General features: G+C 38.3%; 22 protein-coding genes, 1 pseudogene and 1 riboswitch. Of the genes and pseudogenes, 18 read left to right on the top strand and 5 right to left on the bottom strand.

Translation table 11 applies throughout. The annotated features are described in order from the left end of the window. Positions 1-9: 9 nt before the first annotated feature. Positions 10-1,629 carry a malolactic enzyme gene (locus tag JCM15457_RS08355; protein WP_034989181.1) on the bottom strand — a complete coding sequence of 540 codons (1,620 nt, stop codon included), beginning with the start codon at positions 1,627-1,629 and terminating at the stop codon, positions 10-12. Between the two features lie 136 nt (positions 1,630-1,765). Between JCM15457_RS08355 and JCM15457_RS08360 the strand changes: the two genes are divergently transcribed. From JCM15457_RS08360 to JCM15457_RS08410, 13 genes and pseudogenes are all read left to right on the top strand, one after another. Continuing rightward, entirely contained in the window at positions 1,766-2,662 is an 897-nt protein-coding gene (locus JCM15457_RS08360; protein ID WP_034989183.1) for a LysR family transcriptional regulator, read from the top strand. A gap of 383 nt (positions 2,663-3,045) precedes the next feature. Beyond that, positions 3,046-3,741 carry an ABC transporter ATP-binding protein gene (locus JCM15457_RS08365; protein WP_081778235.1) on the top strand — a complete coding sequence of 232 codons (696 nt, stop codon included), beginning with the start codon at positions 3,046-3,048 and terminating at the stop codon, positions 3,739-3,741. Positions 3,742-3,757: 16 nt separating this feature from the next. Beyond that, positions 3,758-4,588, top strand: coding sequence for an FtsX-like permease family protein (locus JCM15457_RS12405; protein WP_235725638.1), 831 nt, complete (start codon positions 3,758-3,760; stop codon positions 4,586-4,588). Further along, a complete protein-coding gene (locus JCM15457_RS12410; RefSeq protein WP_235725639.1) occupies positions 4,554-5,573 on the top strand; it encodes a hypothetical protein in 1,020 nt (339 codons plus the stop codon). Before JCM15457_RS12405 ends, JCM15457_RS12410 begins: the two co-directional genes overlap by 35 nt. A 33-nt stretch (positions 5,574-5,606) precedes the next feature. Beyond that, positions 5,607-5,969 (top strand): GntR family transcriptional regulator, encoded by a 363-nt coding sequence (locus JCM15457_RS08375; RefSeq protein ID WP_034989186.1) that lies wholly within the window; start codon positions 5,607-5,609, stop codon positions 5,967-5,969. 2 nt (positions 5,970-5,971) lie between these two features. After that, positions 5,972-6,840: pseudogene (locus tag JCM15457_RS08380) on the top strand (ATP-binding cassette domain-containing protein). After that, positions 6,837-7,121 (top strand): hypothetical protein, encoded by a 285-nt coding sequence (locus tag JCM15457_RS11715; RefSeq protein WP_051993381.1) that lies wholly within the window; start codon positions 6,837-6,839, stop codon positions 7,119-7,121. The pseudogene JCM15457_RS08380 and the gene JCM15457_RS11715 overlap by 4 nt, the downstream one beginning before the upstream one ends. Next, complete coding sequence (locus tag JCM15457_RS08385; protein ID WP_051993382.1) at positions 7,106-7,627, top strand: hypothetical protein; 522 nt, start codon at positions 7,106-7,108, stop codon at positions 7,625-7,627. Before JCM15457_RS11715 ends, JCM15457_RS08385 begins: the two co-directional genes overlap by 16 nt. Before the next feature lie 89 nt (positions 7,628-7,716). Further along, on the top strand, positions 7,717-8,562 hold the full coding sequence (locus JCM15457_RS08390; RefSeq protein ID WP_034989187.1) for a hypothetical protein: 846 nt from the start codon (positions 7,717-7,719) through the stop codon (positions 8,560-8,562). A gap of 52 nt (positions 8,563-8,614) precedes the next feature. Further along, positions 8,615-9,520: an RluA family pseudouridine synthase gene (locus tag JCM15457_RS08395; RefSeq protein ID WP_051993385.1), complete on the top strand. Its 906-nt coding sequence runs from the start codon at positions 8,615-8,617 to the stop codon at positions 9,518-9,520. A gap of 126 nt (positions 9,521-9,646) precedes the next feature. Beyond that, on the top strand, positions 9,647-10,294 hold the full coding sequence (locus JCM15457_RS08400; RefSeq protein ID WP_034989194.1) for a metal-dependent transcriptional regulator: 648 nt from the start codon (positions 9,647-9,649) through the stop codon (positions 10,292-10,294). 159 nt (positions 10,295-10,453) lie between these two features. Next, positions 10,454-10,654, top strand: a complete 201-nt coding sequence (locus JCM15457_RS08405) for a cold-shock protein (protein ID WP_034989196.1) — start codon at positions 10,454-10,456, stop codon at positions 10,652-10,654. 70 nt (positions 10,655-10,724) lie between these two features. After that, the gene (locus tag JCM15457_RS08410; RefSeq protein WP_034989197.1) at positions 10,725-11,915 is read left to right on the top strand and encodes an MDR family MFS transporter; all 1,191 of its coding nucleotides are present in this window, start codon (positions 10,725-10,727) and stop codon (positions 11,913-11,915) included. Between the two features lie 385 nt (positions 11,916-12,300). Here the strand turns inward: JCM15457_RS08410 and JCM15457_RS08420 are convergent, their stop codons facing one another. From JCM15457_RS08420 to JCM15457_RS08435, 4 genes are all read right to left on the bottom strand, one after another. Continuing rightward, the gene (locus JCM15457_RS08420; protein ID WP_034989201.1) at positions 12,301-12,573 is read right to left on the bottom strand and encodes a hypothetical protein; all 273 of its coding nucleotides are present in this window, start codon (positions 12,571-12,573) and stop codon (positions 12,301-12,303) included. A 227-nt stretch (positions 12,574-12,800) separates the two neighbouring features. Next, positions 12,801-13,868: an LCP family glycopolymer transferase gene (locus JCM15457_RS08425; RefSeq protein WP_081778232.1), complete on the bottom strand. Its 1,068-nt coding sequence runs from the start codon at positions 13,866-13,868 to the stop codon at positions 12,801-12,803. 48 nt (positions 13,869-13,916) lie between these two features. After that, a complete protein-coding gene (locus JCM15457_RS08430) occupies positions 13,917-14,291 on the bottom strand; it encodes a DUF1634 domain-containing protein (protein WP_034989203.1) in 375 nt (124 codons plus the stop codon). After that, positions 14,291-15,136, bottom strand: a complete 846-nt coding sequence (locus tag JCM15457_RS08435) for a sulfite exporter TauE/SafE family protein (RefSeq protein WP_034989205.1) — start codon at positions 15,134-15,136, stop codon at positions 14,291-14,293. The genes JCM15457_RS08430 and JCM15457_RS08435 overlap by 1 nt, the downstream gene beginning before the upstream one ends. Before the next feature lie 409 nt (positions 15,137-15,545). Here JCM15457_RS08435 and JCM15457_RS08440 point away from each other — a divergent pair, with 409 nt between their 5' ends. The 5 genes from JCM15457_RS08440 to serS all read left to right on the top strand — a co-directional run bounded on the left by JCM15457_RS08440 (position 15,546) and on the right by serS (position 22,037). After that, the gene (locus tag JCM15457_RS08440; protein WP_051993387.1) at positions 15,546-16,061 is read left to right on the top strand and encodes a GNAT family N-acetyltransferase; all 516 of its coding nucleotides are present in this window, start codon (positions 15,546-15,548) and stop codon (positions 16,059-16,061) included. Positions 16,062-16,086: 25 nt separating this feature from the next. Then, entirely contained in the window at positions 16,087-16,590 is a 504-nt protein-coding gene (locus JCM15457_RS08445) for an RrF2 family transcriptional regulator (protein WP_034989206.1), read from the top strand. A 355-nt stretch (positions 16,591-16,945) separates the two neighbouring features. Beyond that, a complete protein-coding gene (alsS, locus tag JCM15457_RS08450; RefSeq protein WP_034989207.1) occupies positions 16,946-18,628 on the top strand; it encodes an acetolactate synthase AlsS in 1,683 nt (560 codons plus the stop codon). A gap of 71 nt (positions 18,629-18,699) precedes the next feature. Beyond that, positions 18,700-18,876, top strand: a riboswitch (Lysine riboswitch). A 193-nt stretch (positions 18,877-19,069) separates the two neighbouring features. Continuing rightward, positions 19,070-20,461, top strand: coding sequence for an amino acid permease (locus JCM15457_RS08455; RefSeq protein WP_051993394.1), 1,392 nt, complete (start codon positions 19,070-19,072; stop codon positions 20,459-20,461). Positions 20,462-20,768: 307 nt separating this feature from the next. Further along, positions 20,769-22,037, top strand: a complete 1,269-nt coding sequence (gene serS, locus JCM15457_RS08460; protein WP_034989208.1) for a serine--tRNA ligase — start codon at positions 20,769-20,771, stop codon at positions 22,035-22,037. Positions 22,038-22,609: the final 572 nt, after the last annotated feature.

Here is a 22,609-nt window from a genome sequence, read left to right on the forward strand (position 1 = left end):
CACACTCTCTTAGTAATGTGGTGTCCACTTAGTGTTTTCAATCGCTACGTCAACATCAGCAATTTTTGAACGGGTCAGGTTCTGTTTAACGGCGCTGTTAGCAACTGCTTTTGCAACTGTTGTCGAAAAAACATTTAACTTGGAAACTGGAGGCAAGACAGCAGCACCAGGTTTGTCAGGATCAACAATTCCACCCAATGAATGAGCAGCAGCTGAAATCATTTCATCATTTAGCAACTTAGCCGTTGATGCAATCACGCCAAGCCCAAGACCTGGATAAACCAGAGCATTATTAGCTTGACCGATTTGGTATTTAGTGCCATTGAAATCAACATCTTCAACTGGAATCCCAGTAGCAACTAAAGCTTGACCATTTGACCACTTCAACAAATCTGCTGCTTTGGCTTCTGCAAGTTTAGTTGGGTTGGAGAGCGGGAAGATTATTGGTCGTTCAGTGTGCGCAGCCATTTCCTTCACTATGGTTTCCGTAAATGCACCTGGTTGTGTTGAAGTACCAACTAAGATTGTTGGATGGATAGTTTTAACAACCATTTCTAGATTAGTTAACTCAGCTGCGTTTTTAAATTCATCGCGTGTCCTTGCAAATGGCTTTTGTTCAGGTGTTAGAGTTGGATCATCATCGAATAATAAACCTTGCTTATCGACCATATAAAAGTGCTTTCGAGCTTCAGAAGGAGTCAAGCCTTGTTGTAAGAATTCATCATAAATACGTTTGGTAATGCCTGCTCCAGCCGTGCCTGCACCGAAACATAAGTAAGTTTGGTTAGTCATTTTTTGTTTGGAGATATTCATTGCGCCTAAAATACCTGCTAACACAATGATGCCGGTACCTTGGATATCATCATTGAATGTGGTGATTTGATTTTTGTACTTGTTAAGCAGATTAGCTGCATTGTCGCGTCCAAAATCTTCGAAGTGAAGGTAAAGGTTGGGAAAAAGTTTCTCAGCTGTGTCGACAAAACGGTCAACAAAGTCGTAGTATTTAGCACCTGTAACGCGTTTATGATGATTACCGAAATACAAAGGGTCTTTCAAAAGCTTTTCATTATTTGTTCCAGTGTCCAAAACAACAGGAAGAACTTGACTAGGATCAATGCCTGCGGCTACGGTATAAACCATTAACTTGCCGACCGCAATATCAACCCCGTTTGTTCCCCAGTCACCAATACCTAGAATCCCCTCGGCATCCGTAACAACAATAAGACGGATTTTACGACCGTTAGCTGCGTTGCGTAATGAGTTTTCGATGGCGTCTGGCTCATCAATTGACAAAAAAGTGGCATTTTGAGGATCAACAAAAAGTTCACTATAGTTTTCGATCGTATCAGCAATTGTTGGGTCATAGACGATAGGCATAAACTCAACGACATGTTGGCTGAACAGTTTAAAGAATAGTGTTCGATTTTCATTGAAGATCTCCATTAAGAAAAGTCTTTTTTCAAGATTCGATGTCTTCGTCTGAAACTGAGCATAGACACGTTTTACCTGTTCATCTAATGTTTGAACATACGGGGGAAGCAACCCCTCTAAGCCTAATTCTTTTCGTTCTTGGGCGGTAAAGGCCGTACCTTTATTTTTGAATGGATCATTAATAATATTTATTCCCAATAGTATTACTCCCTTTTTTTGAGTTGCTTTTATGATATATGAAGATTATTTTTATAGTCAAAATAGTGTATTATAATAAGTATTTATTATAATAAAACTTAAAAAGCTGCTGTGTCAGCGTTATTGGGAGCTCTGGATGAATACAAGAGATATAGAGTACTTTATAAAACTTACAGAATTGAAAAATTTTTCGAAAGTTGCACAGGAATTTAAAGTAAGTCAGCCAAGTGTAACATTTGCGTTGCAAAGACTAGAAAAAGAATTAGATACGAAATTGATTATTAGACATCGCGCGCGTGGTCAATTGGTGATCACAGACAGTGGGCATCAACTTTTGCAGCATGCCAAACAAATGTTGAGACATTATCAGCTGATCAAGATGGAAATAAATAATATCAAACAAAAGAAATTGTCTCTGGGCTTGCCGCCGATTATAGAGAATAACTACTTTCCAGCAGTTGCACGAATACTTAAGGAAAAAAATTTATTAAGTAAGATCAATACAATGGAATACGGATCGATGCGAACACTTGAGGCATTAAAAAATGGCGCGGTCGACTTAGCACTGCTCGGATCGATCGACTCATTAAGCGATGAAGAAATTATCACGGAGGAATTTGATCGGCAGACCTTTAGCATTTTTGTATCACGGGAGCATAAACTTGCAAGTAAAAAAAACATTTACTTCGCAGAATTGAGAAAAGAAGATTTTGTGTTATTTAAAAATGGTTTTGTTCATAATCAAGCAATTAATGTCTTAGCACAGAGAAATCACTTTAGGCCGCATGTCATTTTTCGTTCAAATGGGACGCATAGCCTAATGAATTTGATTGCAGATGGTGTGGGTGTTGGTTTCTTGACATCGGTTATCAAACCAATGAGAACCGATATTGTCAAGCTCAACTTACTGGACAAGGACATGCCACAATTTGTAACAAGCATTGCATACAGACAAGCCTATTTTTTTAATGCTTTGCAAAAAGAGATTTTAGATAATATTAGAACTGCTTTGTTTGAAAAAGGCATCGGATAAATTCTAAAACAATCAAGGGTGGGATATATTCAAAAGACTAACATTTCGTATTGCTTACGCTGTTTGTGCGCGTTCAATACCAAAAATGAAAATGTGTTAATTAGGCGGTAAGCTACAAAAATTTTGCGAGCGAGCAGAAAATAATCTTTATTAAAACACGTTACCAAAAGGGAATGTAATTTTCCCTCCTTTTGGCAACGTGTTTTAAATTCTAATCTTTTTAAGAGGCTAGTCTACGAATTGAAGTTGACTCTGCTGACACTCAGTGATATGGTTAACTGCATAAGTAACTAACTAAAAGAGTGGATGGAGGAAATACATTGAATACACCTGTTGTCAAAGTTGTTAATCTAAAAAAGGTTTACGGTAAAAAAAATGAAAAAATGTATATGGCGCTTAAAAAAATTGATTTTGAAATGCAGCAAGGTGAATTTGTGGGGATAATGGGGGCTTCCGGTTCAGGAAAAACCACCTTATTGAATATGCTGTCAACTTTTGACAGTCCAACCTCAGGTTCAGTAAAAATAGCTGGAGATGAGGTCAGCTCATTGAAGGGAGATCAGTTAGCTGATTTTAGAGCACAAAAAATTGGATTTATTTTTCAAGATTTCAATTTGATTGAAAGTTTGACGGCAGCCGAGAATATTGCTTTGCCTTTATCCTTGCAATCTGTTACAGCCAATGAAATAGACAAAAAAGTAGCAGAAGTAGCACAGATATTAGGAATTTCAGAGCTTTTGAAGAACTATCCGTATGAATTGTCTGGGGGGCAGAAACAAAGGGTGGCATGTGCGCGAGCTTTGGTTCATGATCCCGCAATCTTATTCGGAGATGAACCAACTGGAGCTCTTGATTCTAAGTCCGCACGTGAATTGCTAAGTCTTTTAACTGAAATCAATGAAAAACATAGAACATCTATTCTGATGGTGACACATGATCCGTTTTCAGCGAGCTTCTGCAATAGGATCCTATTTATTAAAGATGGCTATATTAGTCGTCAATTGCTCAAGGATAAAAAGCAAACGCGTGGTGTTTTTTATCAAGAGATTCTTGATATTTTAGGAACTTTTGAACAGTGATAGAAGGAGGAACATGATGTTACGAAAATTGGCAGTTGGCGGTTTAAAGAATAGATGGAAGGATTACTTGATTTTACTGTCAGGTCTCATTATTTCCAGTGCAATTTTTTATCTTTTTGAAACACTGGCAACAAACAGCCGGTTTTTACAGGCTAACGGAGAGGTTGTTAGTTTTACCGGTTATATTTTCAACTTTGGGTCAATTTTATTGATGCTGATCACGTTTGTTTATCTAAACTACGCAAATAATTTTTTACTGAATATGCGTAAGCATGATTATGGACTTTTTATGATGCTTGGAGCGAAAAAGAAAAAAATCGGTCAGCTTGTATGGGTGGAGACGATTCTAATTGGTATTTTGTCGACGATCATTGGGATCGCATTAGGAATCTTAGCTAGTTCATTTGTTCCTAGACTTTTAACGAAGCTATTGGGAATAACCCCCAAGTATTATGAACCATTTTGGGGAAAAGCTATTTTATGGACTGCACTTTTATATTTAGGTTTGTTTCTGCTGGGAGCAATTCTTAATACAATTGTTATGGTACGCAAACCTGCATTGAAACTCCTTAAAAGTGAGCAGACGGTCAGCAAAAGTTTTATGCCATGGTATTTACAATTACTGCAGGCTTTAGTGGGAATTTTACTCTTAGTTGCTGGATATTGGGTGATATCTAACGCAAATGTTTTAAAGCAAAGCACAATTCCAGCATCATTAATAACCTTGACGCTGGGATCTTACTTTTTGTTTAATGCCAGCATAATCGTAATTATTGATTTTTTGAGGAAAAGCCGCTTAGCGAAAAAAAAGATTGAATACTTTTACGTTGGGGCAGCTAAAATATAGAATATTTGACTATACTAGGATATTAACTGTTGTTTCGATGCTTTTTGCCTTAGCTTTGGGAGCGATAACTACCGGAATTGGGTTTAGAAATTCAATTGAAAATGCAGCACACGCACAGTCGGCATATACAATGGGAATTCTAGAACCAAGCAATCAACAAAAAAGATTGATTGCAAAATTGAAAGTCGAGAAACAAGGTAAATACAAGCTAAAAGCCACTGAGAATGTTGTTTATCTCAATAAAAAGCAAGTGAAAGATGTTCCACTTCAAATGGTCAAATTCAACAACAGTTTGTATAATATTAAATATGTTAATCAAAGCATTCCTGCACTTGAGAAAAATAGCAATGAAATAATGTCGCTTTTACCAACATCCTATAGTAAACATCGTTTGAAAGTTGTCGGCCAGAATGCATTTGTGGGAATCAATACTAAGAATAAGGCTTTATTTCTGTTCAGAGTTAAGAACATAACGAATGATTACGCTCTACTGCAAAAGCTTGAGAATACTAAGAATAAAGATGGTGTGACAGTTGCGGAACAGCTGGCGGCTAATACTTCTGTTAACGGGAGCTTCAGCAGCTTTAAACAATTGAAGACAATTTTTGGTGGTTTTGAATTTATAGGAATTTTCTTGGGAGTTGCTTTCTTAGCGATGCTGGCAAGCTGTCTGATGTTTAAAATTCTTTCAGGTGCCTTTGCAGATGTTAGACGCTATCAGCTGCTTGCAAAATTGGGTGTAAGAAAACGTGATCTGAAATGGGCCATTAAAAAAGAAATAGGGATTCTCTTTGTTTTGCCAGGAGCACTTGGAGTAGTCCACGTAATGTTTGGACTGAAATTATTTAAAGCATTGTTGAATGATCCTTATTATGCTATTTGGATACCTTTTACAATTTTTGGATTGCTGTATTTCGGATATTATGCAGGGATGGTTTTGATGTACGAGCGCATTGTGTTAAATAAGAAAAGGCAGAGTGACTAAGTAATTTGCCCTAGGGATGATGAGGTGAAAAAGATGCGTTTTAATTTTAATAGTTCGGAACCAATCTATTTGCAAGTAGCCCAGCAAATCCAAGAGGCTATTTTTACCAAAACATATGCAGAAGGCGAGCAAATACCGTCAACAACGGAAATATCGCGCGACTTTCATATTAATCCAGCAACTGTTTTAAAGGGAATGAACTTGCTTGTTGCAGATGGGCTAATTGAGAAAAGGCGGGGAATTGGAATGTTCGTTGTAGAAGGAGCACAGAGTAAGATCGTCGAAAAGAGGAGAGAACTTTTTTACCAAGACGAAGTCGTTAAGCTTATCAGCGAGGCTAAAAAATTGCAGATTTCACAAGAAAAATTGGTTGATTTAATAAAAAGGGGGTTCTGAATGTGAATGGAATAGTTGTTAAGGAGATCAAGAAAAAATTCAATAAAAAAGAAGTGCTAAAGAATATAAATCTGCAGATCAAACCAGGCAAAATATATGGTCTGTTAGGACGAAATGGTGCAGGAAAAAGCACATTGCTAAGTATTATTGCTAACCGAATTTTCCCAAATGAAGGGGATGTAATGTTGGATGGCAGTACAGTTTTTGAAAATGATGAAGCACTCGGGCAGCTGTACTTAATGAGCGAACGTAATCTTTATTCTAAAGGCAGTAAGCTGAAGCAATTGTTCGTTACTACAGAATTGCTGTATGGGGCTTTGATTATAATTACGCCCAAAAATTGGCCAACATATTTGAATTGGATTTAAATCAGAAGTTTGGTAAGTTATCGACGGGCTATCGCACAATTTTCAAACTAATCGTTTCACTTTGTGTACCAGTAAAATATGTGTTCTTGGACGAACCGGTTTTGGGACTGGATGCGAACCATCGTGAACTATTTTATCGCGAATTAGTGGACAATTACGTTAAAACGGGGAAAACATTTGTAATTTCGACACATTTAATCGAAGAAATCGCAAATAGTCTAGAACATGTTTTTGTGATAAGAGATGGGCAGATCATCGTGGATGGAGACGTTGAAGATGTGCTTGAGAATGCGTATTTGATTTCTGGTCCCGTGAAGGAAGTTGAGCAATATACATCTGGGTTGAATGTTATCGGGCAGGAAACTTTAGGCAATATTCAAGGAAATTATGTTTTCGGTGAGTTAGACAGTGAACGAATCCTACCTGATACAGTTACCGTCGAAAAGATGGATCTGCAGAAGCTATTTATCAATTTAACGAACGTAAGGGGGCAAAAAAAGTGATAACAGCAAAAGAAGAAAGTGTTGTTTACTTTTTATTCAAACGTGTTTTTCGCCAACTACTTTATGTATTGTTGTGGTTGCTGCTTGGTGGAATTGTTTTTCCAATGATACTATCCTTTATGACAGGTGCCAACTATAGTTTAGTTGAAGCAATTAAAAATATAACGCTGGGCCCGATGCTTTATATTATCGTTGGCTGCCTTGCACTGTTGAGCTACAGTGATTTTAAAATACTGATTCAAAATGGAGTTTCACGGCATACATATTGGAAAGCAAGGTAATTGCCTTTCTAGGGATCAGTACGTTAGGCCAAGTAATAGGTATTTTGTATGCTTTTTTGCTTAAACTGACATTGAATGGCGTTAGTTGGGAAAAATTTTCACTGTTTATGCTGATATATGGGGGTTTCTTCAAAAATACAACAGTTGCTTATCTAGTGAGCTTCCTTTTTGCAATATTATCGTCTTTTGTGTTCTCACTCACCTGTATTTTGATTGGAAGTGTTTTTAGCCTTTTCACAAAAAAACAGCGACGCCTGATATTTTTAGCGCTGATAACGTTGTTCATCGTCGGGATAGTAACAATAGCGGATTCTTATGACAGATATGGATTTAAGGTGTCGTTTAGAATTATCAACATGCTGAATTTCTTGGCGGGATATGATCAAAATAGTGCTGGCAAAACTTTGAATCCAACAATGCCGTTTATTGATTTAATTGTAGCGGGAGTTCTAAGCAGCATATGCAGTTTATGGGTCATGAAACACTTTAAAATCAGAAACGAGTAATTATTTTATAAACTTCAACTCAATTTGTTTGTCCTCGCGCTATAGTAGTTTATACTTGAGAGAAAGATAACAAGTTGAGGAGTGAAGTAATGAGTAAAGATGTGGAGCAATTAAGCAGGCGCACGCGTAATCGCTATCTAACTAAGACTCCAGGACATGCGATTAGCCGGTTGCTAGTTGTTTTAATTGGGATAACACTTTTTTTGGCAGTTGGCGCACATATTCTGCAAAGAACAGTCCTAAACGCGCATTTCGTAGCTGCAGAAGTAATTAAATCAGATTATGTTAATGAAGCCACAACAAATGTGAATAATGTTGTGGCTGATTTGGCGTCTTCAAATGGTGTCCCCGCTTCTTTGGCTAGTGGATTGGTCACCTCAAAGCAGGTGAAAGAGGATTTAACAGAAGTTGTGGAGAATGTTTATAAAGGAAAGACAAATGCAATCGACAGCCAGAAAATAAAGCAGCAAATCAGTCAAAATATTTCGTTAAAAGCGCAGAGTGCTGGAGTGTCAACTAACAACGAGGAATTTGCAGCTGTGCAGTCATCACTGCTAGGCAGTGTGGATAACTACCTTAATCAAACCATTCAGGACAGGTATTTAGACAGAGTAACAGAAATGGTGAAAAATATTGATGAAGGTACAAAAATAGTGTTTTGGGTCAGTACCATTGCAACGGTTGTGCTAGCAGTGCTGCTTCTGCTACATGAGCGCGCGTTTCTACGCTGGCTTCATTATCTAGGATTGGCGGCTCTTTGGAGTGGACTATTAATGGCGGTGCTGGCGTTTGCCGCTAACAACAGTGGCTTTTTTGCGCAAAAGCTGAACGAGCTGCTCAGGCAAGCGGGTTGGCGGAAAACTTGCTTGAACTGGTGGCTGTCAACTTTCAAAGTGCCGGGCTTTTGCTTGCATTATGCGGTTTATTTGGAATAGTTGTAGGCTTTTTTAGAAAGAAAGCCTAAAGTTTATTTGGAAGAGAGAGCTTATGCATTATACATGGAGTAGTAGAGAAGATAAAATAACAGTTAAACGTTTTTTGGCAAATCGCGGGGTAAGTCATCGACTGTTGCGGCAGATTAAAGAGGGTGGTGGCAAAGTTTGGCTTGATCAAAAAAATGTCCAGTTGAATACTTACGTTTCTAAAAATGAAGAAGTAACACTTTGTTTGCCACCAGAAAATAATCAAGAGGTTAAGCCAGATCATGAGAAGATAGAAGTTCTTCTAGAAAATGAAAATTGGCTCGTGGTAAATAAACCTGCAGATCTGACTAGTGTTCCAGGTCCTAGCAATCGGACAAAAACATTGGTTAATCGAACAAAGGGTTATCTGCTTGATAAACATGCGGAGGACTTGGTTCCGCACATTATAACACGTCTTGACCGTTTTACGAGCGGAGTAGTTTTAATTGCTAAAAATCGGTTAGCACAGGGATTGATCAACAAACAAGTAGAAGAAAAGGCAATCAATAAACAATATTTAGCTGTAATTGAAGGAAAAATTTCTGAAAAACATGGCATAATTGAACAGCCAATCGGCCGAGTGGGTGACCAGATAAGAAGAACAGTCCTGCAGAATGGTCAATATGCTAAAACTGAGTATTGGGTACTTTCAGAAAATGAGCGCGGATCTTTGTTGCGAGTAAAATTGCACACTGGTAGAACGCACCAGATCAGAGTTCATTTCGCCTTTTGCGGCCACCCATTGCTGGGGGATGAGCTTTATGGCGGGGAAATGCAGATGGGGATAACTAGACAAGCGCTGCATGCTAGCACGATAGAATACACAGATCCATTCAATGGAACACGGCAAACCATCACTGCACCTCTACCAGATGATTTTACGCAGCTTTGTGACAAAATCGGTTTAGCTTTACCTGCTTTTGATTACTGATTAAGCATTTTGTACTTGGTGAGAGAGTTTATACAAACAGATCAGAGAATTTTCTGGTATAATAGCTTCTAGTATTTTTATTTTAGATGTATCGTTATGATATATAAATTAGGTGAGGTGAATTGCATGACACCCATGAAGGAAGATTATTTAAAGATTATTTTTGAATTAGGCGGGACACAAGCCAAAATCTCGAACAAGCAGATTTCGTTAAGCTTGAATGTAGCCGCGGGTTCAGTTACTGAAATGGTCGGTAAACTAGTTAAGGATGGCTTGGCTGAGCATACACCTTATGCAGGGATTTCGTTAACTTCTGAGGGCATTAAAATTGCAGAAAATTTGGTCCGTAGACATCGATTATGGGAAAGTTTTTTAGTATTTAAACTGGGATATAAACTTCAGGATGTGCATGCCGACGCTGAAGTCTTGGAGCACGCTACAAGTGAAAGATTGATGGATCACTTAGATGATTTCTTAGGTCATCCATCACATTGTCCACATGGTGGAGTTATCCCGACCAAAGACGGCGACTATAAAGAGGACAGCCATCAAGTTTTAGCAGATGCTGAAGATGGGCAAAGCGTTATTGTAGACCGTTTTATTGATAATCATGATTTGCTTACTTACTTAGATGATATCGAATTGAACATAGGTGATAGGTTGAAGATAATAAGCCACGCGCCTTTTGAGGGCCCAATAAAAATATTAATCGAGGAAACTGGTCAAGAAACCAATGTTAGCTTTAAAGCAGCACACTATATCTTTGTAAAATAATTGCTTTTTTGACTATCTTTTTTGACAAAGTATGATATACTATGTTTGTATTTTTGTATGGGTTACCGTGGTTAGATTGTTTCAAATAACTTTCCCCATTTGTGCCGATCAAGAATTACAACTATTTTAGTGCCATCAGGCACAAGGAGGATTTTATTTATGGAACAAGGTACAGTAAAGTGGTTTAATGCAGACAAGGGTTTTGGTTTTATTACTCGCGAAGATGGTAGCGATGTATTCGTACATTTCTCAGCTATCCAAGGTGAAGGATTCAAAACTTTAGATGAAGGCCAACATGTAACTTTCGACGTTGAAGAAAGCGACCGTGGCCCACAAGCTGTTAACGTCGTTAAAGACTAATTAATTAAAAATAATTTAACCGAAGCAAGACAGCTGTCTTGCTTCGGTTTTTTTATTTTGGGAGAAATAAATGAGAAGAGGGGAAATTAAATTAAGTTGGCTGCTGCTGGGAAGTCTGATAGCAAGTACCGGTACAAGCTTTGTTTGGCCATTGACGACGGTATATATGCACGAGTATTTAAATCAGAGCTTGACAACGGCAGGGATCGTCTTATGTATAGAGTCAATTGTAATGATTCTAGGCAGCTACTTTGGTGGGTATATCTATGATCGCTTGAATAGCCAGCACTGGCTGCTGACCGCAATTGGACTGTCAATGGGTTCAATGTTTATTTTGATTTTTCTGAATGGGTGGCCAGCGTACCCGATACTTTTAGTTATCAATGGTTTTGGCGGAGCAATCGCAAATACGATTATTAATTCTTTGGCAACATCCATAAAAAAATATGATGCACGCTATGTTTTTAATATGTTATATTTTACTGCTAATGTTGGCGTAGTTTTGGGAACCTTACTCGTCGGTTTTATTATCGACATTAATATACGCTATATTTTCTGCATAACTTTTGTTTTGTTTTTGCTTTTCTTCATCATAGCTAAAAAGCATTACAATAATCCTCAAGATAAAGAAAACAAGAATGTTCATGAGAAAAAAGCGAGCGGTGATAGAGGTGTCAAGACTAAAACACGTAATGTTGTCATTATTCTGTTTATTTTATTAACATATTTGGCAATTCAGATTGGTTATTCCCAGTGGCAGAGTAATCTGGCTGTCTATATGCAAACCTTAGGAATTGCTATTGGCAAGTATAGTTTACTGTGGACAATGAATGGGTTGCTGATAGTGTTGGGGCAGCCGCTGATAAATTTTGTCGACGAACATTTTAAGGTTAATGAATACACAAAAATATATGTGGGTTTCTTTTTATTTACAATAGCGTTCACATCATTGATTTTTGCTAAAGATTATATGCATTTTATTTTATCAATGATTGTCGTAACTCTGGGAGAGGTAATTACATTTCCAACGATCTCATCATTGGTTAATAATTTGAGTGGTACAGGTGAAAAGGGAAGGTATCAGGGCTTAGTCAGCATTGCAGCGTCACTGGGGCATGCTGTTGGACCACTACTAGGTGGATTAATAATTGAAATCGGATCATATGAAATACTCTTTTTTATCATGGTTGTTCTAGTTGTTTTCAGTGGTGGAGTGAGTGTTTTGCTGACGGGTGTCAGAGGTCCCAAGAAGAAAAAATAGTTTTTTAAAGCAAACAGACATGAAGTAGGCATAAGATTGTAGGAGCTTTTAGAGAATGACTCTAGAAGCTTTTTTGTTAAGAAATATCCAAGTCACAAATATTACTTTTGGTGGGGAAAAGCAAGTAGATAGACTATGTAAACCGGTAAAAAAGAACGAGATTGTGACTTATGGAACACGTTTATACGGAATAAAAGAGGGGTTGTGCCAAAATTTCACTTTTGGCACAGCCCCGTTCTCTTGCTGCCTATTGCGTGTATAGAGATATCGTGCAAGTAAAAGTTTCCCGATTAATATTGAAATAGTCATAGCTAATGGGGAGCGTTGATTTACAATATTTTGTATACTAACAAAAGAGAATAGTAAAAACTTAAATTTTAAAAAATCAGACCATTTCTTCGTCTAATTGAACGATGGTGTAGTTTTCTGTTGGAACGTGATGCTTTTTCATGATCGCTACAAAGCATTGCTCAAAAACTGCCAGTTCTGGGACGATAGATTTAACGCGCCATTTTTTATGTTCGGAAACGGTAATCTTTCCTAACTCTTTTAATTCAGGGAAATCATTAACTTCTGGTGACAAAATGCTATTGCTGAAGTTAATCTCATAATTATGTGGAACTGACTCAGCCCAAGCAAGATAACTTTCTTCATTCATAGTAATAAATCCTCCTTTTGTGAAAACGCTTACTAACTTGTAATTACTATACTATTTTGACTGGATAAATGTCAATAATATTTTGCTATAAAAATATTATTTCACAAACTTATTTTTTGAGAACGTAGCAAGCACTTGTTTTGATGGCAAGTATACTGCTTGTTTTTGGAATAAAAAAAGCTGCGACAGAACGCAAGCAAGCGCCCATTACAACTAATTTTAATTGTTTAATTTTGAGTGTTTATTAAACTGCCATTTGAATTTAAAAGAGTATTTCCAGTTTCGGCTTTGGGGATATCCAAAGATGAACGCAATAAATCTGTAACACGTTGTTTCTCATCTTCAGGAACTGATTCAAAAGACACCCCATTGATCATTTGTGGGTTTCCTTGAGCATGATCCGAGGTCATGTGATGTGTTGCTGTGCGATATTTTAAAGCGAGCAGCATAATGTCATTGAAAGAAAGATCTGTTTTTAATTGCTTAGAAATTTCTCCAAAGAAACGGGTGCTTAACAGATTTTTTAATTTGCCGCCATTAGATGCAACTTGTGTAAGAACCTGTCGCTGCCGCAGTTGGCGGCCATAATCACCTTGAGGATCTGTATGGCGCATTCTGACGTATGCTAGTGCTTCAGCCCCAGACATGTGAACAGTCTTGTTCTTTGTAAATGAATAACCACCGTAAGAAAAAGTTAAGGTTGGGCTGATATCAACGCCATTGACTGCATTGACCATATGCTCTAATCCGCCCATATTGATGGTTGCATAAAAATCGATTGGAACATTAAGATATTTTTGTACCGTTTTCACAGCAGTTGCAGAGCCACCATAGTCATAGGCTGAGTTTAATTTGCTAGGGTAGCGGTTTTCATAATTAGTAACAGCAACTTTGGCATCACGCGGAAGACTAACTAGTGTCATCTTCTCTTTGTCAGGGTTTAACGTCAAAATAATCAAAGTATCTGTTCTGCCTTTAAAATTTCTCCCGAGAGCGCCGGTATCAGTGCCCATTAAAAGAATTGAAATAGGAGAGCCGCTTTTTAACAAAGAAGATGTGTCACGCTTCTTTTTGACATTATTTGGACTATAGATAGTGTTAGTGGCTTGACGTGCGTTTTTATAGATTCGTGAAACGTAAAGTATCCCTATTCCTAAGCAGCAGATTAGGCCAAATAGTGTCCAGAAAAAAATCGTTTTTTGACGACTTTTAAAAGCGGGTTTCGAATGGGGAGGATTCGCTCTTCTTGAATTTTCTTCCTTAAGCCGTTCTCTATCCTTAGCCACCGTGAACATCCCCTTAATACTTTTTGATTAAAGCTATTCTTAGTTTAGCAAATTAACTTAATGATGACCAATTAAGAAACTAATAATAAGGATGAAAAGGACAGTGAGGGTGATGTAAACGTAAAGTGTATCTTTTTCCTTGTAGAAGGCATATACCGAAATAACAACACGCAGGAAGGGAGTTAAAATTAACAGGAAGATCCCAGTCATCATAAAAGCGAATGCCTTGAACTCTGTTAGGCCCGAAAGAATTGCTGCTATAGTTGTCGGGAAACTTTTACCAGGATAACCTGAATTAGATGTGATTAGTAGGAGCAATAGACCTGCCAGCATGAAAAGAGTGGCTAGCAGTACGCCAACCCGCATAATCTTGCCAATGATTATTTCAATCTCTTCCATCTCTGCAGCGGTATTTTTGTTTTTTGAATTCATTATGCAATTACCCCCATTCCTTTAAGAATCATTTGCAGCCCTAAATAAAGCAATACTGGAATAAATATACCACGGATAATTCTAGCTGGAAGCAACTGCATGATACGGCTTCCAATTGCGGCGCCGACAAGTATTCCAAGTGCTAATGGAACTGCAATATCTGGACGGATCGAGCCATTAAAAAAATAGATAGTTGCACTTGCAGTCGCAGTAACTCCCATCATAAGATTGCTAGTGGCACTAGCCGGTTTAAGCGGCATTTTCATAGCATTATCCAAAGCCATGACTTTGAAAGCGCCCGAACCAATCCCAAGCATTCCACTTGCAATGCCAGCACCAAACATGATTGTTAGACCGGTCGGTATATTATCAACTTGGTAGTTGATTTGCTTTTTTAAATTTTTATCATAATAGGAACTGTTAAGTTTGAACTTATCGGCTAGTTTATTATGCTGGGGACTGTGGAAGACTTCAGCTCCAGCACGTAACTTGCGGTACATATTCCAACTTGAGAAAACAAGGAGAGCACCAAAAATAACATAGAGAAAACTAGGGTCAATAATACCTGTTAAAAAAGCTCCAACAATCGCACCGATCGTTGTTGCAATTTCTAAAAACATGGCCACACGAAGATTAAGAACATCGTCTTTAAGAAAAGCAATCGTAGAGCCCGAACTAGTCGCTATTACAGCAATTATGCTTGCCCCAATGGCATATTTGATATCAAGCCCGAAAGCCAAGGTGACGATTGGTGTGATGATAATTCCCCCGCCAAGCCCTAGGATAGCACCCATGGTTCCAGCGAAAAGACCGATAACAAAGAATAGTAAAACGTCATTAATCATATTGAATTCTCCTTGAAAGCTATTTTATTAACTGAGTTTGCGCTAAAGTTAGCAAACAATGCAAACACAAATTAAAGCTACCAAGCTATTGTATAATCAAAATCAAAAAGTATAAAGGTCTTAGCAGCGTGTGGAGACTAAAACTTATGCTGTTATAAGCAAGATGAGGATGAGATTTGACCCCAGCAGCATAATGAAAAGCAAACTTGAAGATATTTAATGCTTATCAACACAGGCAGTTACAAACTAGTAGTATATTGTTTGGAAAAAATGCTAAAATAAATTAGTAGCTTCTTAGAACGAACTGTTGAGAAGATGTCTACGAGAGGGGCTTTCTCTTCATTTCCAGAGAAACTCTTACTGCCTTGTAATTGGACTGAGGAGCAGGTTATTAAGAAGATGAGGATTTATGCTAAGAACAAAGAGATTAAAAATTAGGCGTATTAAAGAGAGCGATTTATTTGATTTGCAGGATTATGCTACGCAAAAAAAAGTTGCTCAAGAAGCTGAATTTACTTTGTGTAAAACATTGGATGATGTCCGTGCTTTTTACAGGATTCTGGATAATGAACACACATGGGTTATTGAATATAGCGCTGAAAAAAAAGTAATCGGCAATATCTGTTTGTATGAGCAAATAGGAGAGCAGAGTCAACCAATAGAGGATAGACGGGTTGTCGGTTACGCGCTTAACCAAGACTATTGGGGTCAAGGAATTATGACGGAGGCCCTTGCAGCCATGGTTGGTTGGGCACAAGAAAATGGAATAAAAGAAGTGACAGGAATGGTGTCAGATAGGAACGTTGCTTCACAGCGAGTTCTTGAAAAAAATGGTTTTGTGCTAGTTGTTAAAAGGAAAGCCAACCCGTTTTTTGGGCATACTTCCGCGAAGCAAGTTTATACATATTGCAGGCTTTTTAATTAATTAAAGTTAAGGGTGAGAATTTAGAATGCAGTTAACAAAGGGATTTGAACAAGCGGCATGCATCATTGCTCTGCTGGCAACGCAGGATCGTAAAGTTCCGCTTTCTTCACAAATGATCCATCAGCGAATCAGCGGTTCCCAGACATACCTGCAGAAGGTATTGCGTAAACTAGTTGTAGCTGGATTGATAACGTCTGTTTCTGGTAATAGTGGTGGTTTTTCGTTGGCAAGAGATCCTAAAGAAATTACTTTGTTGCAGATTGTTGACGCAACTGAGGGGAAAATTCAATCTTATCCAGATTTAGGCTTTATTGATCTTGTTTTTAAAGATTTTCAACCTATTTCCCAAGAAGCAAAACAAGTAATGAATGGTATTTTTCATCAGGCTGATAGACGCTGGTGCCAGTATTTGGGTGAACAGACAGTTTATCAGGTTATCTCCAAGACTCTGGGCAAGGAGGAAATACCGCTGGTGGACTGGAATAATCCAGACTTAACAGAAAGTGATGTCATTCCCAAACAAACATAAATTGCTGGAGATGACCAAAATACTTATTTGAAGTGTGGTGTTTCACAATATAAATAATTTAAAAGGTACTAATGCTGCAGTAATTTTATTTGATATGAATTTAGCTCCGTTGCCAAGGCCTTTTTCAAAGGATAAATGTAACAGCTTACTTTGAGATGATTTCACAAACTTTTATAGGCCAAAAGGGTTGATTTAACAATTATCTGATTTCATTTTTAATTAATAAATTCACAAATGTAAAAGATACTAGTATTTGTTTTGATGCAATGCTATGATAACTTTTGAAATGGCTTTAAAAAGCATGACTATACTGTATTTTCGAATCCGAATTTTTTATTAAGAGGGAGCTAGCGAGATGAAAGATGATGAAAAATATTATGGAGCCGATGCGATCGTTGATAGTTTGATAAATCACGATGTTAAGTATGTTTTTGGCATACCCGGAGCTAAGATCGATCGCGTTTTTGAAAGATTAGAGAACCCAACTTCACCTGATGCACCAAAGCTCATTTTGACACGGCATGAACAAAATGCTGCCTTTATGGCAGCAGGGATCGGGCGTATCACAGGGAAACCAGGGGTTGTTTTGACGACATCTGGACCTGGAGCAAGTAACTTGGCAACAGGCCTTGTTACAGCGACAGCTGAAGGCGATCCTGTGCTGGCTATTTCTGGACAGGTTCAGAGAACAGACTTGTTGCGCTTGACACACCAGAGTATGGATAATTCAGCGCTATTTGCTGCTATCACCAAGTATAGTGCAGAGGTACAGGATCCAGAGAACATTTCTGAGGTGCTTGCTAATGCCTATCAGGAAGCAGAAGCTGGTAAGCAGGGTGCCGGTTTTGTTTCGGTTCCGCAGGACGTAACGGACTCTGAGGTCAAGACACAAGTTATAAAGCCTCTGGTTGCACCTCAATTAGGGCCTGCCAGTCCAATTGAGTCAACTTTATTGGCACAAAGGATTAAGGCAGCCAAATTACCGGTACTGCTGTTGGGGATGCGGGCATCATCACCGGAGACAACCAAGGCTATCCGCAATTTAATCGCAGAAACACATTTGCCAGTTGTGGAAACTTTTCAGGGTGCCGGTATTATTCCGCATAAAATGGAGGAAGATTTCTTTGGTCGTGTTGGTTTATTCCGTAATCAACCAGGCGATCAATTGCTGAAAAACAGTGATTTGGTAGTGGCTATTGGGTATGATCCGATTGAATATGAACCGCGAAATTGGAATGCAGATGGAAAGGCTAATATTGTTGTTATTGATACAATGAGAGCTGAAATAGATAAAAACTTTCAACCTGAACGCGAATTGGTTGGAGATATCGCGCAAACACTTGATTTTCTTTTGCCATATATGAAGGGATACAGTGTTTCTGCTTCTTCAAGAAATTATTTAACTGATTTGCACATTAAATTTGAAGAACGGGACGAGGCTCCTGCTATTAAAGAAGGACAAATTTTGAATCACCCTCTAAGTGTTATCCGTGAGCTTCAAAAGAGGGTTACTGATGAAATGACGGTCACTGTTGATGTAGGAAGCTTTTATATCTGGATGGCTCGGCACTTTAGAAGCTATGCACCTCGTCATTTATTGTTCAGCAATGGAATGCAAACGCTGGGAGTTGCACTTCCGTGGGCAATAGCTGCTGCATTGGTTCGTCCTGAAACACAGGTAGTTTCTGTTTCTGGTGATGGTGGTTTTCTTTTTTCAAGTCAGGATTTGGAAACAGCAGTACGCCTAGGCTTGAACATTGTTCATATTATTTGGAATGATGGAAATTATGATATGGTCAAATTTCAAGAAGAATTGAAGTATGGCCGTGCGGCAGGTGTTAAGTTCGGCCCCGTTGATTTTGTTAAGTATGCAGAAAGTTTTGGTGCAACTGGTTTACGGGTGACTCAAGCGAGTGAATTGGGGAAGGTCTTGGATCAGGCATTTGCAACCAAGGGGCCCGTAATTGTAGATGTGCCGGTCGATTACAGTTTTAACCAAGGTTTGGGTAAACAGATTTTAGATGATCAGATACACTAGAATAGAAGATCCTTACTTGATTAATGCCTAGTGCAGTATTGTTTTTAGAATTTTAAAAGTGTAGAATGTTTTTATCGAAGAGAGGTTGCAGATAATATTAGTAGTTATTTTGAGATGTTAAAGCATCGTTGAAGGATAACGAAAGGAGCATCTGCCGAAGCTGGTGTCGCTTTAACGGCATTTTGCTGGGGGTCGGTTTAATAGACCGGAAACTGTCGCAACTGTATTTGCGGAGAGCTATCGAGTATGACTTTGATTTTTAGTTTACTAAACTGATTATTAAAAAAAGCCTTGCCGATGCAAAAATGCGGCAAGGTTTTTTAATTTAAGCAATTGAAGTATACGCATAGGCCTCAAAATTGGGGAGGTTTAAAAGTGAAAATTGAACAGGATTCACAGCGGCCACAGATTAGACGGGCCCTGAAGACACGGCATTTATCAATGATTGCTTTAGGAGGAAGCATTGGGACTGGGCTATTTGTTGCTAGTGGCTCAGCAATCAGCACGGCTGGACCCGGTGGAGCACTTGTAGCGTACATTGGAATAGGATTGATGGTTTTCTTTTTGATGACGAGTTTGGGGGAAATGGCTACTTATCTGCCTGTGACGGGTTCTTTTGCAACATATTCTAAGCGTTTTGTTGATCCCGCACTTGGATTTGCGATGGGATGGAATTATTGGTTTAACTGGGCAATAACCTTGGCTGTTGACATTAGTACAGTTGCCCTTGTAATGAAGTTCTGGTTGCCAAGTATTCCTAGCTGGATTTTTAGCTTACTTGCTTTAACTATCATTTTTTGTATCAATGCTTTTTCTGTTCTTTCATTTGGTGAAACTGAATATTGGTTAGCACTAATCAAGGTTGTGACAGTTATTCTTTTTCTGATAGTTGGTGTACTGACAATTTTTGGTATCATGGGGGGACATGCTGTAGGATTAGAGAATCTTTTTTACAAAAAAGCTCCATTCGTTGGTGGAATTCCGACAATTCTTAGTGTCTTTGTTGTTGCTGGTTTTTCTTTTCAAGGCACAGAATTGATTGGGATAACGGCTGGAGAGTCTGAAACACCGGAAAAAAGTATTCCAAAAGCAATCAAACAGGTTTTCTGGCGGATTCTATTGTTTTATATCTTATCGATTTTTGTTATAGCTTGTTTGATCCCATATACAAGTTCGAACTTATTAGGTTCAGGTGCAAATGATATTGCGATCAGTCCATTTACCCTTGTGTTTCGCAGGGCGGGGCTTGCATCGGCAGCGAGTGTCATGAATGCTGTTATATTAACTTCAGTATTATCGGCTGCAAATTCAGGAATGTACGCTTCAACAAGGATGCTGTATTCTTTAGCACGCAGCGGAGATGCTCCTAGAATATTTGGATTACTGAACATTCGCGGTATCCCTTTCCCAGCCCTTTTAGGGACGACAGCTGTTGGTTTATTTACTTTTTTAGCTAGTGTCTATGGAACGAGAATCTACACTTTTTTGGTTAGCGCAAGTGGGTTAACAGGTTTTATCGCATGGCTTGGAATTGCGATCTCACATTATCGATTTCGCAGAGCTTTCAAAAAACAGGGTAAGTCTTTGGACAAATTACGGTACCGAGCGAAGCTGTTTCCACTGGGACCGATTCTTTCATTGGTACTATGTATTCTGGTGATTATAGGACAAGATTTGAAGTCTTTTGCTAATTGGGACTGGCAAGCAATAGGAGTCAGCTATATGAGTGTCCCACTGTTTTTGGTTCTTTATTTTTATTATAAGTTTAAGCACCACACTAAGTTGATACCGTTGGAGTCAATTGATCTAACCCCGACGGATACCAAAAAATAGTAGAGCTGTTCGGGCCTCAACTTCTGTACTTGAATTTTTTAGTAATTGATATTATGATGATACTATAGTTATAGGGAAAACATCTGAGTTCGCCATAAGTAGACAAGAAGAGACATGATGGTTGCTGTGAATCATGACGTCGAAAATCCAGCGTTCGATTGTATGGGCAGGTAATGCTGCACGGGAGACCGTTATTTTTTGAGTGCGATGTTTTTTGTCGAACTTGGGTGGTACCGCGAATCGAGTCTTTTCGTCCCAATTGAGGGATGGAAGGACTTTTTTGTTTGTAAATGAAGGAGGAAATTAAATGTTAGATATTAAGATGATTCGGCAAAATGTTGTAGAGGTAAAGGAAAGACTTGCCACGCGCGGAGTCAAAGCAGAAACTGTTGACAATTTGGTCGCGCAAGATCAAAAGCGGCGTGAACTGGTCGTTGAGAGTGAAACCTTACGACAGAAGAAAAATGAAGTATCTGAGGCGATAGCAACTGCAAAGCGGAACAAGGAAGATGCTAGTCAGCAAATAGCTGATATGAAGGAAGTTGGAGCTAAGATAAAAGCCTTGGAAGAAGAATTAAAAACCATAGATGCAAGTGTCAGGGATATGGCTGCACGATTGCCTAATCTGCCTAATCCAACTATTCCTGTTGGGCCGGATGAAGATGCAAACGTGGAGATAAAGGTAGTAGGTAAACCACGCAAGTTTTCTTTTGAACCTAAACCTCATTGGGAAATTGGCGAGAAACTTGGAATTTTAGATTTTGAACGCGGAGCAAAGGTTTCCGGCAGCCGTTTTTTGTTTTATAAGGGTTTAGGGGCTAAACTTGAACGTGCAGTTTATAATTTTATGCTGGATGAACATGAAAAAGAAGGCTACACTGAAATACTTCCACCATATTTAGTAAATGGCGCTTCAATGTTTGGCACTGGTCAATTTCCTAAATTTAAGGAAGATGTTTTCCAAATTCAAGGACAGGATTTGACTTTGATTCCAACTGCAGAAGTACCTTTAACGAATTATTACCGTGATGAGGTTATTCCAGCAGAAAAATTGCCTGTTTACTTTACAGCTTTATCACCAGCCTTTAGATCTGAGGCTGGGAGTGCAGGACGTGACACACGGGGGTTGATCAGACTACATCAGTTCAATAAAGTTGAGATGGTTAAGTACTGCAAACCCGAAAATTCATATGATGAATTGGAGAAAATGACTAAAAATGCGGGCAATATTCTGGAAAAGTTAGGATTGCCGTACCATATAATCACTCTGTCAACTGGTGATATGGGCTTTTCTGCTGCCATGACGCACGATCTTGAAGTATGGATTCCTGCACAGGATACGTATCGTGAAATATCGAGTTGTTCAAATTGTGAAGATTTTCAGGCTCGTCGCGCGCATATCCAGTACCGTGATGAAAATGGCAAGCTGCAGTTAGTGCATACATTGAATGGTTCTGGTCTTGCTGTGGGAAGAACCGTGGCTGCTATTTTGGAAAATTATCAAAATGAAGACGGATCAGTAACGATTCCACAGGCCCTACAGCCTTATATGCACGGTGTAGAAGTAATCAAGTGAAATAATAAAAGTGTGTTGCTAGTCTGCTGAAGCGTATTAGTTCGTATAATGCAATGTTTAGAACAAGGGGACCGGGTCAAAGTTCAATTTTGATCTGGTCCCCTGTTTATTCCATATAAATATTTTCCAATTTTGCTTGTAAGACACTAAATTAAAAATGAAAAGCGAACAATATCATGGATTTATTTTTTATAATGTGTGATTTATAGATAAAGGCATGTTGTATTTTTGCAAAACGACCTTTTATGATCCTAAAAAATGAATATTGATAAAAGAATTTATTATTTAAAAAACACCTTGTTTTTAGCAAACACAAAAAAACAAAAAAATTGTTGACGTTAGGATGAATAGTTGGTATTATATTCATTGTTGTCAGGGCGACTTGAGATTTGTTGAGAGTTTTTCTTCTGTCCCGCTTGCCTTGACGGACAACGAGTTATATATTTTTTGATTATTTATACATTTTGAACGTGAAATGATTAATAAATATAAATCAGAATTATGTTGACATATAGTTGACTATAGTTTAGAATTAATACTCGTTGTTAACTTATGTAGACCTTTGAAAACTG

The sequence above is a fragment of the Liquorilactobacillus sucicola DSM 21376 = JCM 15457 genome (assembly GCF_000612445.1).
Lineage (GTDB): Bacteria > Bacillota > Bacilli > Lactobacillales > Lactobacillaceae > Liquorilactobacillus > Liquorilactobacillus sucicola.

Excerpts from the sequence above, each read along its gene's own strand:
- JCM15457_RS08360 (WP_034989183.1), top strand. The coding sequence starts at position 1,766 with ATGAATACAAGAGATATAGAGTACTTTATAAAACTTACAGAATTGAAA.
- JCM15457_RS08365 (WP_081778235.1), top strand. The coding sequence starts at position 3,046 with ATGTATATGGCGCTTAAAAAAATTGATTTTGAAATGCAGCAAGGTGAA.
- JCM15457_RS12405 (WP_235725638.1), top strand. The coding sequence starts at position 3,758 with ATGTTACGAAAATTGGCAGTTGGCGGTTTAAAGAATAGATGGAAGGAT.
- JCM15457_RS08375 (WP_034989186.1), top strand. The coding sequence starts at position 5,607 with ATGCGTTTTAATTTTAATAGTTCGGAACCAATCTATTTGCAAGTAGCC.
- JCM15457_RS08390 (WP_034989187.1), top strand. The coding sequence starts at position 7,717 with ATGAGTAAAGATGTGGAGCAATTAAGCAGGCGCACGCGTAATCGCTAT.
- JCM15457_RS08395 (WP_051993385.1), top strand. The coding sequence starts at position 8,615 with ATGCATTATACATGGAGTAGTAGAGAAGATAAAATAACAGTTAAACGT.
- JCM15457_RS08400 (WP_034989194.1), top strand. The coding sequence starts at position 9,647 with ATGACACCCATGAAGGAAGATTATTTAAAGATTATTTTTGAATTAGGC.
- JCM15457_RS08405 (WP_034989196.1), top strand. The coding sequence starts at position 10,454 with ATGGAACAAGGTACAGTAAAGTGGTTTAATGCAGACAAGGGTTTTGGT.
- JCM15457_RS08410 (WP_034989197.1), top strand. The coding sequence starts at position 10,725 with ATGAGAAGAGGGGAAATTAAATTAAGTTGGCTGCTGCTGGGAAGTCTG.
- JCM15457_RS08420 (WP_034989201.1), bottom strand. The coding sequence starts at position 12,573 with ATGAATGAAGAAAGTTATCTTGCTTGGGCTGAGTCAGTTCCACATAAT.
- JCM15457_RS08425 (WP_081778232.1), bottom strand. The coding sequence starts at position 13,868 with ATGTTCACGGTGGCTAAGGATAGAGAACGGCTTAAGGAAGAAAATTCA.
- JCM15457_RS08430 (WP_034989203.1), bottom strand. The coding sequence starts at position 14,291 with ATGAATTCAAAAAACAAAAATACCGCTGCAGAGATGGAAGAGATTGAA.
- JCM15457_RS08435 (WP_034989205.1), bottom strand. The coding sequence starts at position 15,136 with ATGATTAATGACGTTTTACTATTCTTTGTTATCGGTCTTTTCGCTGGA.
- JCM15457_RS08440 (WP_051993387.1), top strand. The coding sequence starts at position 15,546 with ATGCTAAGAACAAAGAGATTAAAAATTAGGCGTATTAAAGAGAGCGAT.
- JCM15457_RS08445 (WP_034989206.1), top strand. The coding sequence starts at position 16,087 with ATGCAGTTAACAAAGGGATTTGAACAAGCGGCATGCATCATTGCTCTG.
- alsS (WP_034989207.1), top strand. The coding sequence starts at position 16,946 with ATGAAAGATGATGAAAAATATTATGGAGCCGATGCGATCGTTGATAGT.
- JCM15457_RS08455 (WP_051993394.1), top strand. The coding sequence starts at position 19,070 with ATGATTGCTTTAGGAGGAAGCATTGGGACTGGGCTATTTGTTGCTAGT.
- serS (WP_034989208.1), top strand. The coding sequence starts at position 20,769 with ATGTTAGATATTAAGATGATTCGGCAAAATGTTGTAGAGGTAAAGGAA.